The organism is Enterobacter cloacae complex sp. 397G4, from assembly GCF_050031515.1.
Classification (GTDB): domain Bacteria; phylum Pseudomonadota; class Gammaproteobacteria; order Enterobacterales; family Enterobacteriaceae; genus Enterobacter; species Enterobacter hormaechei_C.
Genome location: NZ_JBLGWE010000001.1, coordinates 4885352 through 4903303 on the forward strand (window position 1 = coordinate 4885352; position 17952 = coordinate 4903303).

The 17952-nt window shown below is 52.7% G+C and carries 15 protein-coding genes; all 15 read left to right on the top strand.

From position 1 onward, the window contains the following. The first annotated feature begins 7 nt into the window (after positions 1-7). Positions 8-1549, top strand: a complete 1542-nt coding sequence (atpA, locus tag ACQG1Y_RS23500; protein WP_003862367.1) for a F0F1 ATP synthase subunit alpha — start codon at positions 8-10, stop codon at positions 1547-1549. Between the two features lie 51 nt (positions 1550-1600). Further along, positions 1601-2464 (top strand): F0F1 ATP synthase subunit gamma, encoded by an 864-nt coding sequence (gene atpG / locus ACQG1Y_RS23505; RefSeq protein ID WP_003862364.1) that lies wholly within the window; start codon positions 1601-1603, stop codon positions 2462-2464. 31 nt (positions 2465-2495) lie between these two features. After that, entirely contained in the window at positions 2496-3878 is a 1383-nt protein-coding gene (atpD, locus tag ACQG1Y_RS23510) for a F0F1 ATP synthase subunit beta (RefSeq protein ID WP_015570150.1), read from the top strand. A gap of 20 nt (positions 3879-3898) precedes the next feature. Beyond that, a complete protein-coding gene (locus ACQG1Y_RS23515; protein WP_006177560.1) occupies positions 3899-4318 on the top strand; it encodes a F0F1 ATP synthase subunit epsilon in 420 nt (139 codons plus the stop codon). Positions 4319-4456: 138 nt separating this feature from the next. Beyond that, complete coding sequence (gene glmU / locus ACQG1Y_RS23520) at positions 4457-5827, top strand: bifunctional UDP-N-acetylglucosamine diphosphorylase/glucosamine-1-phosphate N-acetyltransferase GlmU (RefSeq protein WP_045333544.1); 1371 nt, start codon at positions 4457-4459, stop codon at positions 5825-5827. A 225-nt stretch (positions 5828-6052) separates the two neighbouring features. Beyond that, entirely contained in the window at positions 6053-7882 is a 1830-nt protein-coding gene (glmS, locus tag ACQG1Y_RS23525; protein ID WP_015570148.1) for a glutamine--fructose-6-phosphate transaminase (isomerizing), read from the top strand. 331 nt (positions 7883-8213) lie between these two features. Next, entirely contained in the window at positions 8214-8738 is a 525-nt protein-coding gene (locus tag ACQG1Y_RS23530) for a fimbrial protein (RefSeq protein WP_032668932.1), read from the top strand. A gap of 95 nt (positions 8739-8833) precedes the next feature. Further along, on the top strand, positions 8834-9517 hold the full coding sequence (locus ACQG1Y_RS23535; RefSeq protein ID WP_032672190.1) for a fimbrial chaperone: 684 nt from the start codon (positions 8834-8836) through the stop codon (positions 9515-9517). A gap of 38 nt (positions 9518-9555) precedes the next feature. After that, positions 9556-12033 (top strand): fimbria/pilus outer membrane usher protein, encoded by a 2478-nt coding sequence (locus tag ACQG1Y_RS23540; RefSeq protein WP_426737212.1) that lies wholly within the window; start codon positions 9556-9558, stop codon positions 12031-12033. Between the two features lie 9 nt (positions 12034-12042). Next, positions 12043-13095 carry a fimbrial protein gene (locus ACQG1Y_RS23545; protein ID WP_033487043.1) on the top strand — a complete coding sequence of 351 codons (1053 nt, stop codon included), beginning with the start codon at positions 12043-12045 and terminating at the stop codon, positions 13093-13095. Between the two features lie 246 nt (positions 13096-13341). After that, entirely contained in the window at positions 13342-14382 is a 1041-nt protein-coding gene (pstS, locus tag ACQG1Y_RS23550) for a phosphate ABC transporter substrate-binding protein PstS (protein ID WP_017383706.1), read from the top strand. Between the two features lie 128 nt (positions 14383-14510). Further along, a complete protein-coding gene (gene pstC / locus ACQG1Y_RS23555; protein WP_047741025.1) occupies positions 14511-15470 on the top strand; it encodes a phosphate ABC transporter permease PstC in 960 nt (319 codons plus the stop codon). Then, positions 15470-16360: a phosphate ABC transporter permease PstA gene (gene pstA / locus ACQG1Y_RS23560; RefSeq protein ID WP_003861156.1), complete on the top strand. Its 891-nt coding sequence runs from the start codon at positions 15470-15472 to the stop codon at positions 16358-16360. Before pstC ends, pstA begins: the two co-directional genes overlap by 1 nt. A 47-nt stretch (positions 16361-16407) precedes the next feature. Next, positions 16408-17181 (top strand): phosphate ABC transporter ATP-binding protein PstB, encoded by a 774-nt coding sequence (pstB, locus tag ACQG1Y_RS23565; protein WP_003861154.1) that lies wholly within the window; start codon positions 16408-16410, stop codon positions 17179-17181. Positions 17182-17207: 26 nt separating this feature from the next. Further along, positions 17208-17933, top strand: coding sequence for a phosphate signaling complex protein PhoU (gene phoU, locus ACQG1Y_RS23570; RefSeq protein ID WP_003861153.1), 726 nt, complete (start codon positions 17208-17210; stop codon positions 17931-17933). The last annotated feature ends 19 nt before the right edge of the window (positions 17934-17952 follow it).

The window sequence follows — 17952 nt, forward strand, 5'->3', positions numbered from 1 at the left end:
CTGGAGCATGCAACTGAATTCCACCGAAATCAGCGAACTGATCAAGCAGCGCATTGCTCAGTTCAATGTTGTGAGTGAAGCTCACAACGAAGGTACTATTGTTTCTGTAAGTGACGGTGTTATCCGCATCCACGGCCTGGCCGATTGTATGCAGGGTGAGATGATTTCCCTGCCGGGTAACCGTTACGCTATCGCACTGAACCTGGAGCGCGACTCCGTAGGTGCCGTTGTGATGGGTCCATACGCTGACCTTGCCGAAGGCATGAAGGTTAAGTGTACTGGCCGTATTCTGGAAGTACCGGTTGGCCGTGGCCTGCTGGGTCGCGTTGTTAACACCCTGGGTGCGCCAATCGACGGTAAAGGTCCGGTTGAGCACGATGGCTTCTCCCCAATCGAAGTTATCGCACCAGGCGTTATCGACCGTCAGTCCGTTGATCAGCCAGTGCAGACGGGTTATAAGTCCGTTGACGCCATGATCCCAATCGGTCGTGGTCAGCGTGAACTGATCATCGGTGACCGTCAGACCGGTAAAACCGCGATGGCAATCGACGCCATCATCAACCAGCGTGATTCCGGCATCAAATGTGTGTACGTGGCTATCGGCCAGAAAGCGTCCACCATTTCCAACGTGGTTCGTAAACTGGAAGAGCACGGCGCACTGTCTAACACCATCGTTGTGGTAGCAACCGCGTCTGAATCTGCTGCACTGCAATACCTGGCGCCATACGCCGGTTGCGCAATGGGCGAATACTTCCGTGACCGCGGTGAAGATGCGCTGATCGTATACGATGACCTGTCTAAACAGGCCGTTGCTTATCGTCAGGTTTCCCTGCTGCTCCGTCGTCCACCTGGACGTGAAGCATTCCCGGGCGACGTATTCTACCTCCACTCTCGTCTGCTGGAGCGTGCTTCCCGCGTTAACGCGGAATACGTCGAGAACTTCACCAAAGGTGAAGTGAAGGGTAAAACAGGTTCTCTGACCGCTCTGCCGATCATTGAAACCCAGGCGGGTGACGTTTCTGCGTTCGTTCCGACCAACGTAATCTCCATTACCGATGGTCAGATCTTCCTGGAAACCAACCTGTTTAACTCCGGTATTCGTCCGGCGGTTAACCCGGGTATCTCCGTATCCCGTGTGGGTGGTGCTGCTCAGACCAAGATCATCAAGAAACTGTCCGGTGGTATCCGTACCGCGCTGGCACAGTATCGTGAACTGGCTGCGTTCTCTCAGTTCGCATCCGATCTGGACGAAGCAACCCGTAAACAGCTGAGCCACGGTCAGAAAGTGACCGAGCTGCTGAAGCAGAAACAGTACGCGCCAATGTCTGTTGCTCAGCAGGGCCTGGTACTGTTCGCGGCTGAACGCGGTTACCTCGAAGATGTGGAACTGGCGAAAATCGGTAGCTTCGAAGCCGCTCTGCTGGCTTACGTCGACCGTGATCACGCTCCGCTGATGCAAGAGATCAACCAGACCGGTGGCTATAACGACGAAATCGAAGGCAAGCTGAAAGCTATCCTCGATTCCTTCAAAGCAACCCAATCCTGGTAATCGTCCGGCGGCTTGTCTCAGGACAAGCCGTCTGGCATTGAGGAGAAGCTCATGGCCGGCGCAAAAGAGATACGTAGTAAGATCGCAAGCGTCCAGAACACGCAAAAGATCACTAAAGCGATGGAGATGGTCGCCGCTTCCAAAATGCGTAAATCGCAGGATCGCATGGCGGCCAGCCGTCCTTATGCAGAGACCATGCGCAAAGTGATTGGTCACCTTGCGAACGGTAATCTGGAATATAAGCACCCTTACCTGGAAGAACGCGACGTTAAGCGCGTGGGCTACCTGGTGGTGTCGACTGACCGTGGTCTGTGTGGCGGCTTGAACATTAACCTGTTCAAAAAACTGCTGGCGGATATGAAAGGCTGGTCCGATAAAGGCGTTCAGTGCGATCTGGCACTGATTGGCTCTAAAGGCGTCTCTTTCTTTAACTCCGTTGGCGGCAACATTGTCGCTCAGGTGACCGGTATGGGTGATAACCCGTCCCTGTCCGAACTGATCGGCCCGGTTAAAGTGATGTTGCAGGCCTACGATGAAGGCCGTCTGGACAGACTGTACGTTGTCAGCAACAAATTTATTAACACCATGTCTCAGGTGCCTACGCTCACTCAGATGCTGCCGTTACCGGCATCAGAAGATGACGAGCTGAAACAGAAAGCCTGGGATTACCTGTATGAACCCGATCCGAAACCGCTGCTGGATACCCTGCTGCGTCGTTACGTTGAATCTCAGGTTTATCAGGGCGTTGTAGAAAACCTGGCCAGCGAGCAGGCCGCACGAATGGTGGCGATGAAAGCCGCGACCGATAATGGCGGCAGCCTGATTAAAGAGCTGCAGTTGGTTTACAACAAAGCTCGTCAGGCCAGCATTACTCAGGAACTCACCGAGATCGTCTCGGGGGCCGCCGCGGTTTAACCAGGTTTACGAATTACGTAGAGGATTCAAGATGGCTACTGGAAAGATTGTCCAGGTAATCGGCGCCGTGGTGGACGTCGAGTTCCCTCAGGACGCCGTACCACGCGTGTACGACGCGCTTGAGGTACAGAATGGTAACGAGAGCCTGGTGCTGGAAGTTCAGCAGCAGCTCGGCGGCGGTATCGTGCGTACCATCGCCATGGGTTCTTCCGACGGTCTGCGTCGTGGTCTGGAAGTAAAAGACCTTGAGCACCCGATCGAAGTCCCGGTAGGTAAAGCAACACTGGGTCGTATCATGAACGTATTGGGTCAGCCAATCGACATGAAAGGCGACATCGGTGAAGAAGAGCGTTGGGCTATCCACCGCGCGGCACCTTCCTACGAAGAGCTGTCCAGCTCTCAGGAACTGCTGGAAACCGGCATCAAAGTTATCGACCTGATGTGTCCGTTCGCGAAGGGCGGTAAAGTCGGTCTGTTCGGTGGTGCGGGTGTAGGTAAAACCGTAAACATGATGGAGCTGATCCGTAACATCGCGATCGAGCACTCCGGTTACTCCGTGTTTGCGGGCGTGGGTGAACGTACTCGTGAGGGTAACGACTTCTACCACGAAATGACCGACTCCAACGTTCTGGATAAAGTATCCCTGGTTTACGGCCAGATGAACGAGCCACCAGGAAACCGTCTGCGCGTTGCGCTGACCGGCCTGACCATGGCTGAGAAGTTCCGTGACGAAGGTCGTGACGTTCTGCTGTTCGTTGATAACATCTACCGTTACACCCTGGCCGGTACTGAAGTATCTGCACTGCTGGGTCGTATGCCTTCAGCGGTAGGTTATCAGCCTACGCTTGCGGAAGAGATGGGTGTTCTTCAGGAACGTATCACCTCTACCAAAACCGGTTCTATCACCTCCGTTCAGGCGGTATACGTACCTGCGGATGACTTGACTGACCCATCCCCAGCCACCACCTTTGCTCACTTAGATGCAACCGTGGTACTGAGCCGTCAGATCGCGTCTCTGGGTATCTACCCGGCCGTTGACCCGCTGGACTCCACCAGCCGTCAGCTGGATCCACTGGTTGTTGGCCAGGAGCACTACGACACCGCGCGTGGCGTACAGTCCCTGCTGCAACGTTATCAGGAACTGAAAGACATCATCGCCATCCTGGGTATGGATGAACTGTCTGAAGAAGACAAACTGGTGGTAGCACGTGCGCGTAAGATCCAGCGCTTCCTGTCCCAGCCGTTCTTCGTTGCGGAAGTATTCACCGGTGCTCCGGGTAAATACGTTTCCCTGAAAGACACCATCCGTGGCTTTAAAGGCATCATGGAAGGCGAATACGATCACCTGCCAGAGCAGGCGTTCTACATGGTTGGTTCCATCGAAGAAGCCGTGGAAAAAGCCAAAAAACTTTAACGCCTTAATCGGAGGGTGATATGGCAATGACTTACCACCTGGACGTCGTCAGCGCAGAGCAACAAATGTTCTCTGGTCTGGTCGAGAAAATCCAGGTAACGGGTAGTGAAGGTGAACTGGGTATTTTCCCGGGTCACGCACCGCTGCTCACCGCCATTAAGCCTGGTATGATCCGCATCGTTAAACAGTTCGGTCATGAAGAGTTTATCTATCTGTCCGGCGGCATTCTTGAAGTGCAGCCAGGCAGTGTGACCGTTCTGGCCGATACCGCTATTCGTGGCCAGGATCTCGACGAAGCGCGAGCCCTGGAATCGAAGCGTAAGGCTGAAGAGCACATTAGCAGCTCTCATGGTGACGTGGATTACGCTCAGGCGTCTGCGGAGCTGGCCAAAGCGATCGCGAAACTGCGCGTTATCGAGTTGACCAAAAAAGCGATGTAACACCGGCTTGAAAAGCACAAAAGCCAGTCTGGATCCCAGGCTGGCTTTTTTTTTCGGCCTTAATTCATGATGAAAAAGATGTAGAATTTTAAGCATCAAACGTTTTTACTTCTCACACAAACTACCGTCAGGATGCGTATGTTAAACAGTGCGATGAGCGTGGTGATCCTTGCCGCAGGCAAAGGTACCCGCATGTATTCCGATCTGCCTAAGGTGCTCCACACGCTGGCAGGAAAGCCAATGGTTCAGCATGTTATTGATGCAGCGAATGAATTAGGCGCCAGCCAGGTGCATCTGGTTTATGGACATGGCGGCGATCTGCTGAAAAAAACGCTGCATGACGACAATCTCAACTGGGTGCTACAGGCAGAACAGTTGGGTACAGGCCATGCGATGCAGCAGGCTGCACCCTTCTTCGCTGATGATGAAGATATCCTGATGCTCTACGGCGACGTCCCGCTGATCTCCGTTGAAACCCTCACTCGCCTGCGTGAAGCCAAACCGCAGGGCGGCATCGGTTTGTTGACCGTCGTGCTGGACGATCCAACCGGCTATGGCCGCATTACGCGTGAAAACGGCAAGGTAACAGGGATTGTTGAGCATAAAGATGCCACTGACGAACAGCGCCAGATTCAGGAGATCAACACCGGCATCCTGATTGCGAACGGTGCGGATATGAAGCGCTGGCTGTCCAGACTCAACAATAACAACGCGCAGGGTGAATACTACATCACCGACATCATTGCGATGGCGTACCAGGAAGGGCGTGAGATTGCCGCCGTTCACCCGGCTCGCATCAGCGAAACGGACGGGGTAAACAACCGTCTCCAGCTTTCTCGCCTGGAGCGTATTTACCAGTCCGAGCAGGCAGAAAAGATGTTGCTCAAGGGCGTTATGCTGCGCGATCCGGCGCGTTTCGATCTGCGTGGCACGCTGACCCACGGGCGCGACGTTGAAATAGATACTAACGTTATCCTGGAAGGTAACGTCACGCTGGGCAACCGCGTCAAAATCGGCACTGGCTGCGTGATTAAAAACAGCGTGATCGGTGACGACTGCGAAATCAGCCCGTACAGCGTGGTGGAAGATGCCCATCTTGAGGCGGCATGTACCATCGGCCCGTTTGCGCGTCTGCGCCCGGGCGCTGAGCTGCTGGAAGGCGCTCACGTAGGTAACTTTGTGGAAATGAAAAAAGCGCGTCTGGGTAAGGGCTCGAAAGCCGGTCATCTGACCTATCTGGGCGATGCGGAAATTGGCGACAACGTAAACATCGGTGCTGGAACCATCACCTGTAACTATGACGGTGCCAATAAGTTTAAAACCATCATCGGTGATGATGTGTTTGTAGGCTCCGATACCCAGCTGGTGGCGCCTGTCACCGTGGGCAAAGGCGTGACCATTGCCGCCGGGACAACCGTTACGCGCGATGTGGCCGAGAACGAGCTGGTGTTAAGCCGTGTGCCGCAGGTCAGCAAGCAGGGCTGGAAACGCCCGGTGAAGAAGAAGTAACAACAAGGCGGGTGGCGCTATGCTTACCCGCCCTACGATTGAGTAGGCCTGATAAGGCGTAGCCGACATCAGGCAAACCCGGGAGAGGAGATAAATATATATCTCCCCCCACAAGCAGTACCCATAAAAATACACCCACTCTCTACAAGGCTCGGGGCGCCCGGAAAGGGCAAATACAGGTCAGCGACAACGCATGGCATAACGCCATAATCAGGAAATCTAACTATGTGTGGAATTGTTGGCGCAGTTGCGCAGCGTGATATTGCTGAAATCCTTCTCGAAGGTTTACGTCGTCTGGAATACCGTGGTTACGACTCAGCCGGTCTGGCTGTGGTCGATGCAGAAGGTCATATGACCCGTCTGCGTCGTCTCGGTAAAGTGCAGATGCTGGCCCAGGCTGCGGAAGAACATCCGCTGCACGGTGGCACCGGTATTGCACATACCCGCTGGGCGACCCACGGTGAGCCATCTGAAGGCAACGCACACCCGCATGTGTCTGAACACATTGTGGTGGTGCATAACGGCATTATCGAAAACCACGAACCGCTGCGTGAAGAACTGAAAGCGCGCGGCTATACCTTCGTCTCTGAAACCGACACCGAAGTGATTGCTCACCTGGTGCACTGGGAGCTGGCAAAGGGCGGTACACTGCGTGATGCGGTGCTGCGCGCTATCCCTCAGCTGCGTGGTGCTTACGGTACGGTGATCATGGATTCCCGCGACCCGTCCACGCTGCTGGCCGCGCGTTCCGGTAGTCCGATGGTGATTGGTCTGGGCATGGGTGAAAACTTTATCGCTTCCGACCAGCTGGCGCTGCTGCCGGTTACCCGTCGCTTTATCTTCCTGGAAGAGGGAGACATTGCCGAGGTGACACGTCGCAGCGTGACCGTATTCGACACGAAAGGCGAGCAGGTTAAGCGTCAGGAGATCGAATCAAACCTGCAATACGACGCGGGCGACAAAGGTGCTTACCGTCACTACATGCAGAAAGAGATCTACGAACAGCCAAACGCCATTAAAAACACCCTGACCGGGCGCATCAGCCACGGCGAAGTGGATCTGAGTGAGCTGGGCGCCAATGCCAACGAACTGCTGGGCAAAGTCGAGCACATTCAGATCGTGGCCTGCGGTACCTCTTATAACTCCGGTATGGTCTCGCGCTACTGGTTTGAATCCCTGGCGGGCGTGCCGTGTGATGTGGAAATCGCGTCTGAGTTCCGCTACCGCAAATCTGCGGTGCGTCGTAACAGCCTGATGATCACCCTTTCTCAGTCTGGCGAAACGGCTGATACCCTGGCGGCGCTGCGTCTGTCTAAAGAGTTGGGTTACCTGGGCTCGCTGGCCATCTGTAACGTGCCGGGCTCTTCGCTGGTACGTGAATCCGATCTGGCGCTGATGACCAAAGCCGGTACTGAAATTGGCGTGGCTTCCACCAAGGCGTTTACCACTCAGTTAACCGTTCTGCTGATGCTGGTGGCGAAACTGGCGCGTCTGAAAGGTCTGGATGCCTCCGTTGAACACGACATTGTGCATGGCCTTCAGGCGCTGCCGAGCCGTATCGAGCAGATGCTGTCTCAGGACAAACGCATTGAGGCGCTGGCGGAAGATTTCTCTGACAAACATCACTCCCTGTTCCTGGGGCGTGGCGATCAGTATCCGATTGCGCTGGAAGGCGCACTGAAGCTGAAAGAGATCTCTTACATTCACGCTGAAGCTTACGCGGCAGGTGAACTGAAACATGGCCCGCTGGCGCTGATCGACGCGGATATGCCGGTTATCGTGGTGGCACCGAACAACGAACTGCTGGAAAAACTGAAATCTAACATCGAAGAAGTGCGCGCCCGTGGTGGTGTTCTGTACGTCTTTGCGGATAAAGATGCCGGTTTCGCCAGCAGCGACAACATGCACATCATCGAGATGCCGCATGTGGAAGAGGTGATTGCGCCGATCTTCTATACCGTTCCGCTGCAACTGCTGGCTTATCACGTCGCGCTGATCAAAGGCACCGACGTTGATCAGCCGCGAAATCTGGCGAAGTCTGTTACCGTAGAATAATATTATATATCACTTAGGAATAACCCCGTTAATTTATGATTACGGGGTTATTTTTATATCAAAACATAAATATTTTCTGAAAAATAAAGTTTCCCACTTCTTATTAAATAAAAACTAATTACAGTGTGTCGACTTTTCTGTGTGATATAAAATTATATTAAGTAATAAAACGCTTATATTTATTCTCTTATTCCATTAGTAATAATTAATACAATATTATTTCTCCTTGTTATTTTCATTTTTCAGTTTACTATTTCCTGGCCGGGATGGTTCGGCAATATTTGTTTTAATAATGAAACATGATTATTCATAACTTCAGGATAATGTCATAATGAATGGAAAACTTTTTAAAAGCGCATTAGTTTGCTCATCTTTGATTTTAGGTTGGCAGGCGCACGCGGGGAACGGCAATGGTACTGTACACTTTACAGGCGAAATTATTGACAGCACCTGTGAGGTTACTGCGCCAACACAAACTCAAACCGTTGACCTTGGTAAAGTCAATAAATCCGCCTTTTCTGGTGCAGGCTCGACGGCTTCCGTACAGGCTTTCCAGATCGATCTTGAAAATTGCCCTGATACATATAAAAAAGCCACCGCTCGCTTTGATGGTACAGAAGATGGAGACGGTTACCTTAAACTGAACGCTGGTGGAGCTACAGGGGTTGCCGTTGCCATCTACAACCGTGCTGACAACAGCTTGCTGAAGCTTTACAACCAGTCAGTCAGTGCAGATATCGACGCTGATGGCAAGGCGACACTGCCGTTCATGGCTCGCTATATGGCTACCTCCGCAACCGTAACGCCAGGTGTGGCAAATGCGGATTCTGAATTTACTATCACTTACAGTAATTAACCTCTAGCTTTCCGAAATAAAATCAGGCCTGGCAAGGCAGGTTTCTTTACGTCTAATGGACAGCGAAACCTCGCAGGCCTGTCACAGGATATGATATGCGCAGGCGTTTTATCGATATTTTTATTATTCTCTTTTTAGTCGTGTGTGCCTCTCCCTCATGGGGTGGGATTATTATCGGTGGTACGCGGATTATTTTCCCCAGCAATAAAACAGATACCACTATTTCTGTAATAAATAATGATACTTCCTTACCCTATCTGATTCAGGCATGGATTGATCCTTTTTTAGCCACAGAGAAAACGAAACCACCGTTTACCGTTATTCCTCCTGTTTCAAGGCTGGAGCCAAAACAGGAGCGCGTATTGCGCATTATTAAAACAAAAGGCGATTTACCCACCGAGCGGGAATCTGTCTTTTGGCTGAATGTTAAGAATATCCCTCCAACGCCGGACAAACAGAACAGCAAGCTGGAAATCGCGATTAAAACGCGCATTAAGTTATTCTGGCGCCCTGCCAGCATTACTGAAAAGCCTGAAACCGCCAGCCTAAAAGTCATCTGGCGCAAACAAGGCAATACCCTGGTGGTTAATAATCCTACGGCTATCCATATCAACGTTATTGATGTTGCTGTAGACGGCAAACCGCTGGATTTGGCGATGATTAAGCCCTTTGAGACGCTCAACATTCCCTTACCCGCTGGTGTCGCGAGTAAGACACTCATCTGGCATAGCATCAATGATTATGGCGCGATAAGCGACGCCATCAAACACCCCCTTTGACTCAGGCGAGATGGTTAACGTTGAAGCGCATCTATTTTATGTTATCCCTGGTGTCGCTGTGGGTCAGCGGCACGTATTCCGGGCATGCTGCTGGTGAAACCTTTAACTCACGATTGTTAGAACTTGAACATCCGGTCGACATTGATATCAGCCAGTTTAGCCGGCCCGATAATCTCCCTGAAGGGGATTATCAGGTTGATATTTATATCAACGAGCGCTTTTTTGAGCGCCGTGAAATCCATTTTTTTCGAACAAACAACGAGAGCGCACTCCAGCCCTGTTTCCGCGACTTAAAAAATACGCTGGCTACGTTTGGCATAAAAGTGGATGCCATAAAAGCACTGGCTACGATTAACACCAGCCGCTGCGAGCCCGTTCCCCCGCTGGCGGGAGCTACATGGGTTCTGGATGACGAAAAGCTCGCGTTACGGGTCTCTATACCGCAGATTTATATGGATTCTTCAGCGCGTGACGCCATTCCGCCTTCACGCTGGGATCAGGGTATTAATGCCCTGATGGTGAATTATGATTTTTCAACCACCCAGACGTTGAAATCAGACTATGACAGTGACGATCTGTATTATCTGAACATGCGTAGCGGTATTAACCTTGGCAGCTGGCGACTTCGCAACTACAGCACCCTCAATGCGGTAAACAGCAACGGCAGTTATCATTCTGCGAGTACGTATTTACAACGTGATATTGCCAGCCTGCGAAGCCAGATAATGATGGGGGATACCTGGACGGCAAATGATCTATTCGATAGCAGCCAGGTGCGCGGCGTGCGCCTGTATACCGATAATGACATGCTGCCGGATAGTCTGAACGGCTTCGCACCCGTCGTCCGGGGCATTGCTAAAAGTAATGCCGTCGTCACCATTCGTCAGAATGGCTACATTATCTATCAATCTGCTGTTCCTCAGGGGCCGTTTGCCCTGACCGATCTCAACACCACCAGCAGTGGGGGCGATCTCGACGTTACGATCAAAGAAAAGGATGGTAGTGAGCAGCATTTTACGCAGCCTTATGCTTCCCTGGCAATATTGCGACGGGAAGGCCAGACGGACTTTGATATCAGCATTGGCGAACTGAACAACAGCGATCGCTATTCACCTGATTTATTGCAGGCTCAGCTTTTACGCGGCATGCAAGGGGGAATGACGCTGTATGGCGGCACACAGTTAGCTGAGAATTACACTGCCATAGCGGCTGGTATTGGTCAGGATCTCGGCGAGATCGGGGCGATATCGATGGATGTCACCCATGCGGCGTCTCGTTTTGTCGATGATACGGAGCAGGGGCAATCCTGGCGTTTTCTCTATTCCAAGACGTTCGATGTAAGTAATACCAGCCTGCGAATAGTAGGCTATCGCTATTCAACGGAAGGATTTTATACCCTGGATGAGTGGGCTTCCCGCAGGAGCGATAGCGAGTCGTTCTGGCAAACGGGTAACCGCAGAAGCCGTCTGGAGGGAACGTGGACACAACCTTTTGCGCAGGGGTATGGAAATATTTACCTGACGCTGAGCCGTGAACAGTACTGGCGAACGGATAGCGTTGAACGGCTGATCCAGATTGGTTACAGCAACAGCTGGAAACAGATGACGTGGAATGCGTCATGGAACTATACCGATACTGCGAATCATCACGATGGGGACTGGGAAAAGGATGGCGAAAACGAACACGTTTTCATGCTGTCACTCTCGCTTCCGCTCTCCCAGTGGTTACCGAACACCTACGCCAACTATAACGTTACTGGCAACAATAAAAACAGCGTCTCCCATCAGGTAGGCCTGAACGGAAGGCTGCTTCAGAACAACAACTTGAACTGGAACATACAGCAATCCGTTGATGAAAGTGGCGGCAGTACGGGGGGGAATGCGGGACTGGCATGGGACGCGGCTTATGGCTCCATGAAAGGTAACTATGCCTGGAGCAACGAAACCCGAAGTCTCAATTATGGCGTCAGCGGCGGCATACTACTGCATTCAGAAGGTGTCACCTTCTCACAGGAAATGGGAGAAACCGTCGCGCTGGTGAAAGCTCCAGGAGCGGCGGGCCTGGCGGTGGAAAACAGCAGCGGTGTCGCGACGGACTGGCGCGGCTACACCGTAAAAACGCAGCTGTCACCCTATGATGAAAATCGTATCGCAATTGGCGACAGCGACTTTGCCTCTGGCAATGTTGAACTGGAAAAAAGCGTCCAGAATCTGGTTCCCACCCGTGGAGCGGTAGTAAAAGCGGAATTCGTTACGCATATCGGCTACCGCATCCTTTTCAACGTTCATCTCAGCAATGGCAAACCTGCGCCTTTTGGGGCAACGGGATCGGCAACGCTGGACACCGGAAGCGTTACGGGCATTGTCGGAGAAGAGGGCGAACTCTATCTCTCAGGCCTGCCGGAAAAGGGGCAATTTACGTTGACGCTAAACGACGGCGCAACCTGTCGGGCGGAATACACGCTTCAACAACAGCCTGACGCTGGACTGGTGCAGATGCCCGTCACGTGTCGATAAAGGATTAAAATGAAACTGCAATACTGGCTTTTAGCCTTACTGACCTGCGTCTTTTATGCGCATGCGGCCCCAACCGGTTATTGTGTGCCAGACAATGGCAAATATCATAACTACCTCAATTTTACAGAGCAGTTTTCCATTACGGACAATATAGCCGGGACGACAACGCTTATTGATGTGAATAACAACAATACCTCGTTTAAAGGTACTTGCTATTGTCTGACCGGGCCGAATCAGAGTTACGATCACACCTATATAACCAGCGTCGTTAATCCGGCGCTGGAGCCAGCGGGAAGCAGGAACAATGTCGCCTATTTTAACCTGAATGAAAACGTTGATATTGGCTTGCTTGTTTACATACTCGGTGTCGGTTATACGGCCGTGCCTTTTGATCATCTGCCGAATAAAACCGGTACTCCCTATCAATGTCATAACGGCGTGAGTTCTGCCACCTCGTTTTATAGTGGCGGCTCGGGGCTGGTCTATTTGTACGTAAAAAAAGCCTTTACCGGGGTGATGACGATCCCGGCGACGCTGGTGGCGAATATCTATGCCACGATCGACCCGCGTACTGTTTCGAATGAGATTATTTCTGATGTGATTGTTCAGGGAACAGTGACGGTTCCTCAATCTTGTGAGATTGACGAGGGGCAGGCCATTGTTTTTGATTTCAATAAAATCCTGGCGTCAGAGTTTTCGTCGACGAAAGGGAAAGCGCTGACCGATCGCAAAATCACTCGTACCGTGAACATCAAATGCACCAATATGATGTTCTACGACAAGCTCGACGCAACCCTGCATGCCTCAGCCGTGGCTTCTGATAATTCGATGATTGCGACGGACAACGAAGACGTAGGAATTAAAGTCTACGATAAATATAATCGGGAAGTGAATACGAATGGCGGTGCCCTTGAAGCGGAAACGACTAAAATTCCCGACATCATGGGGGATACGCTGGGCACGCTGACATTTTCAAGCGCGCCTGCCAGCGCGACAGGAGCGAGACCCAAACCAGGCCAGTTCAATGCAACGGCAACTCTGACGATTGAAATCGCTCATTAAAATGACAACGGCTGTTTATGACAGCCGTTGTCATATCAGCTACGCTAAAACTGATTCATTGCAAAAAAGATGACAAAAATATGACCATGCTGTGAATTAATGGCTTTATTTTTCATGTGGTTACATCCATCGCTGGCTTTGTCATAAAACTGTCATATTTCGTACATTTATCTGTCACCTGTTTGTCCTATTTTGCTCATCGTAGCCACTTAAACAATGATTTACGAAATCCTTGCAGGAGACATTATGAAAGTTATGCGTACCACTGTCGCAACTGTTGTCGCCGCGACCTTATCAATGAGCGCTTTCTCTGCCTTTGCAGCAGCAAGCCTGACTGGCGCTGGTGCAACCTTCCCTGCGCCGGTGTATGCCAAATGGGCGGATACCTACCAGAAAGAGACCGGTAACAAGGTCAACTATCAGGGTATCGGCTCCTCCGGTGGCGTAAAACAAATTACCGCGAATACCGTTGATTTCGGCGCATCCGACGCTCCGCTGTCTGATGAGAAACTGAATCAGGAAGGCCTGTTCCAGTTCCCGACCGTGATCGGCGGCGTTGTGCTGGCTGTTAACATCCCTGGCCTGAAATCAGGCGAGCTGGTGCTGGACGGCAAAACCCTGGGTGACATCTACCTGGGCAAAATCAAAAAATGGGATGACGAAGCCATCACTAAGCTGAACCCGGGCGTTAAGCTGCCTTCGCAGAATATCGCGGTGGTTCGTCGTGCTGACGGCTCTGGTACCTCTTTCGTGTTCACCAGCTACCTGGCGAAAGTGAACGAAGAGTGGAAATCTAAAGTCGGTTCCGGCTCTACCGTTAACTGGCCAACCGGTCTGGGCGGTAAAGGCAACGACGGTATCGCAGCCTTCGTACAGCGTCTGCCAGGCTCCATCGGTTACGTAGAATACGCTTACGCTAAGCAGAACAACCTGGCTTACACCAAACTGGTTTCTGCCGACGGCAAACCGGTTAGCCCGACCGAAGAGAACTTCGCCAACGCCGCGAAAGGCGCTGACTGGAGCAAATCCTTCGCGCAGGACCTGACCAACCAGAAAGGCGACGATGCATGGCCTATCACGTCTACCACCTTCATTCTGGTCCACAAAGAGCAGAAGAAGCCTGAGCAGGGTGCTGAAGTGCTGAAGTTCTTCGACTGGGCATATAAAAATGGCGGCAAACAGGCTAACGATCTGGATTACGCCAGCCTGCCAGACAGCGTGGTTGAGCAGATCCGTGCTGCATGGAAAACCAACGTGAAAGACAGCAGCGGTAAAGCGCTGTACTAACAGGATATATTTAACGAAGATGGCGGGTGGCGCTGCGCTTACCCGCCCTACGGTTTACTCTGTAGGCCCGGTAAGCGTCAGCGCCGCCGGGCATATTCGTAAAAACGTCTCAAACAGAAGAGTAATTTATGGCTGCAACCAAGCCTGCATTTAACCCTCCGGGTAAAAAAGGTGACATGATTTTCAGCGCGCTGGTGAAACTGGCTGCGCTGATTGTGCTATTGCTGCTGGGCGGCATTATCGTGTCCCTGATTTTCTCCTCCTGGCCGAGCATTCAAAAATTTGGTTTCGCCTTCCTGTGGACCAAAGAGTGGGATGCGCCGAACGATATTTATGGTGCGCTGGTGCCGATTTACGGCACGCTGGTGACCTCTTTTATCGCCCTGCTGATTGCGGTTCCGGTGAGCTTTGGTATTGCCCTGTTCCTGACGGAACTGGCGCCAGGCTGGCTGCGACGTCCGCTGGGTATCGCCATTGAACTGCTGGCGGCCATCCCAAGTATCGTTTACGGCATGTGGGGCCTGTTTATCTTCGCGCCGCTGTTTGCGACGTACTTCCAGGAGCCGGTCGGTAACGTTCTCTCTGCCATTCCGTTTGTGGGGGCGCTGTTCTCCGGCCCGGCATTCGGTATCGGCATTCTGGCGGCAGGTGTGATCCTCGCCATCATGATTATTCCGTACATTGCGGCGGTCATGCGCGATGTCTTCGAACAAACCCCGGTGATGATGAAAGAGTCCGCCTACGGCATCGGCTGCACCACTTGGGAAGTTATCTGGCGCATCGTCCTTCCGTTCACCAAAAATGGGGTGATTGGCGGCATTATGCTGGGCTTAGGCCGCGCGCTGGGTGAAACCATGGCGGTCACCTTTATCATCGGCAACACCTACCAGCTCGACAGCGCCTCGCTTTATATGCCGGGGAACAGTATTACCTCTGCGCTGGCGAACGAATTTGCCGAAGCGGAATCCGGGCTGCACGTCGCCGCGCTGATGGAACTGGGTCTGATCCTGTTTATTATCACCTTTATTGTGCTGGCTATCTCCAAGCTGATGATTATGCGTCTGGCTAAAAACGAGGGGGCACGCTAATGGCGACTCTCGACATGCAAAACACCGCTCAGCTTGCGGAATCCCGTCGCAAAATGCAGTCAAAGCGCCGGATTAAAAACCGCATTGCGTTGACGCTTTCCATGGCGACGATGGCGTTCGGCCTGTTCTGGCTGATCTGGATCCTGATGTCCACCATCACCCGGGGTATTGATGGAATGTCCCTGGCGCTGTTCACCGAGATGACGCCGCCGCCGAACACGGCGGGTGGTGGTCTGGCAAACGCTCTGGCGGGCAGCGGCCTGCTGATCCTGTGGGCGACCGTTTTCGGTACGCCGTTGGGCATCATGGCGGGTATCTATCTGGCGGAATATGGCCGCAAGTCCTGGATCGCTGAAGTCATCCGCTTCATTAACGACATTCTGCTTTCTGCCCCGTCGATTGTCGTGGGTCTGTTTGTTTACACCATCGTGGTGGCGCAAATGGAACACTTCTCCGGCTGGGCGGGTGTGATTGCGCTGGCGCTGTTGCAGGTGCCTATCGTTATTCGTACCACTGAAAACATGCTGAAACTGGTGCCGGACAGCCTGCGTGAAGCGGCTTACGCGCTGGGTACGCCTAAATGGAAGATGATTTCGGCTATCACCCTGAAAGCGTCCGTCTCGGGGATCATGACCGGTATCCTGCTGGCTATCGCCCGTATCGCCGGTGAAACCGCACCGCTGCTGTTTACCGCCCTCTCCAATCAGTTCTGGAGCACGGACATGATGCAGCCGATCGCCAACCTGCCGGTGACGATCTTTAAATTTGCGATGAGCCCATTCGCGGAATGGCAGCAGCTGGCCTGGGCCGGGGTGCTGATCATCACCCTTTGCGTACTGTTGCTGAACATTCTGGCGCGCGTCATTTTCGCGAAGAAGAAACACGGTTAAATTTTTACGGCGCGGCACATCGCGGCGCCGAATGAGGAAATGAGTCAATGAGTATGGTTGATACTGCCCCGGGTAAGATTCAGGTTCGTGATTTGAACTTCTACTACGGCAAATTCCATGCCCTGAAGAATATCAACCTGGATATCGCGAAGAACCAGGTAACGGCATTCATCGGTCCGTCCGGCTGTGGCAAATCCACGCTGCTGCGCACCTTTAACAAAATGTATTCGCTCTATCCGGAGCAGCGCGCAGAAGGTGAAATTCTGCTGGACGGTGACAACATCCTGACCAATACCCAGGATATCGCCCTGCTGCGTGCGAAAGTGGGGATGGTATTCCAGAAACCCACGCCGTTCCCGATGTCGATCTATGACAACATCGCCTTTGGTGTGCGTCTGTTTGAGAAGCTCTCCCGTGCGGATATGGACGAGCGCGTGCAGTGGGCATTGACCAAGGCCGCATTATGGAACGAAACCAAAGATAAACTTCACCAGAGCGGGTACTCTCTCTCCGGTGGTCAGCAGCAGCGTCTGTGCATTGCGCGCGGTATCGCCATTCGCCCGGAAGTCTTGCTGCTGGATGAGCCGTGCTCAGCCCTGGACCCGATCTCAACCGGGCGTATCGAAGAGCTGATCACCGAGCTGAAGCAGGATTACACCGTGGTGATCGTGACCCACAACATGCAGCAGGCTGCACGTTGTTCTGACCACACGGCGTTTATGTATCTGGGCGAGTTGATTGAGTTCAGCGATACGGACGCGCTGTTCACTCGTCCGGCGAAGAAACAAACCGAAGATTATATTACTGGCCGCTACGGTTGATTTGCCTTAGTGCATGTGGAGAAACCATGGACAACCTCAATCTTAATAAACACATTTCCGGCCAGTTTAACGCAGAGCTGGAAAGCATTCGCACCCAGGTGATGACCATGGGCGGCATGGTCGAGCAGCAGCTTTCTGACGCGATCACGGCGATGCACAACCAGGACAGCGAGCTGGCGAAGCGCGTTATTGAAGGCGACCACAACGTCAATATGATGGAAGTCGCCATCGACGAAGCCTGCGTGCGCATCATTGCGAAGCGTCAGCCGACGGCGAGCGACCTGCGTCTGGTGATGGCGATCATCAAAACCATCGCCGAGCTGGAGCGTATCGGTGACGTGGCGGATAAAATCTGCCGTACCGCGCTGGAGAAATTCTCCCAGCAGCACCAGCCGCTGCTGGTGAGCCTGGAGTCTCTCGGGCGCCACACCGTGCAGATGCTGCACGACGTGCTGGACGCTTTCGCGCGCATGGATCTGGACGAAGCGGTCCGTATCTACCGTGAAGACAAGAAAGTTGACCAGGAATACGAAGGCATTGTGCGTCAGCTGATGACCTACATGATGGAAGATTCTCGTACCATTCCAAGCGTACTGACCGCGCTGTTCTGTGCGCGCTCCATCGAGCGTATCGGTGACCGTTGCCAGAACATTTGCGAATACATTTTCTATTTCGTGAAGGGGCAGGATTTCCGACACGTGGGCGGCGACGAGCTGGACAAGCTGCTGGCGGGTAAAGATCCGAAAGAGTGATATGTGTGGCGGGTGGCGC

Bases quoted from the DNA above. Each gene is read 5' to 3' on its own strand.
- atpA (WP_003862367.1), top strand. From the start codon at position 8: ATGCAACTGAATTCCACCGAAATCAGCGAACTGATCAAGCAGCGCATT.
- atpG (WP_003862364.1), top strand. From the start codon at position 1,601: ATGGCCGGCGCAAAAGAGATACGTAGTAAGATCGCAAGCGTCCAGAAC.
- atpD (WP_015570150.1), top strand. From the start codon at position 2,496: ATGGCTACTGGAAAGATTGTCCAGGTAATCGGCGCCGTGGTGGACGTC.
- ACQG1Y_RS23515 (WP_006177560.1), top strand. From the start codon at position 3,899: ATGGCAATGACTTACCACCTGGACGTCGTCAGCGCAGAGCAACAAATG.
- glmU (WP_045333544.1), top strand. From the start codon at position 4,457: ATGTTAAACAGTGCGATGAGCGTGGTGATCCTTGCCGCAGGCAAAGGT.
- glmS (WP_015570148.1), top strand. From the start codon at position 6,053: ATGTGTGGAATTGTTGGCGCAGTTGCGCAGCGTGATATTGCTGAAATC.
- ACQG1Y_RS23530 (WP_032668932.1), top strand. From the start codon at position 8,214: ATGAATGGAAAACTTTTTAAAAGCGCATTAGTTTGCTCATCTTTGATT.
- ACQG1Y_RS23535 (WP_032672190.1), top strand. From the start codon at position 8,834: ATGCGCAGGCGTTTTATCGATATTTTTATTATTCTCTTTTTAGTCGTG.
- ACQG1Y_RS23540 (WP_426737212.1), top strand. From the start codon at position 9,556: ATGTTATCCCTGGTGTCGCTGTGGGTCAGCGGCACGTATTCCGGGCAT.
- ACQG1Y_RS23545 (WP_033487043.1), top strand. From the start codon at position 12,043: ATGAAACTGCAATACTGGCTTTTAGCCTTACTGACCTGCGTCTTTTAT.
- pstS (WP_017383706.1), top strand. From the start codon at position 13,342: ATGAAAGTTATGCGTACCACTGTCGCAACTGTTGTCGCCGCGACCTTA.
- pstC (WP_047741025.1), top strand. From the start codon at position 14,511: ATGGCTGCAACCAAGCCTGCATTTAACCCTCCGGGTAAAAAAGGTGAC.
- pstA (WP_003861156.1), top strand. From the start codon at position 15,470: ATGGCGACTCTCGACATGCAAAACACCGCTCAGCTTGCGGAATCCCGT.
- pstB (WP_003861154.1), top strand. From the start codon at position 16,408: ATGAGTATGGTTGATACTGCCCCGGGTAAGATTCAGGTTCGTGATTTG.
- phoU (WP_003861153.1), top strand. From the start codon at position 17,208: ATGGACAACCTCAATCTTAATAAACACATTTCCGGCCAGTTTAACGCA.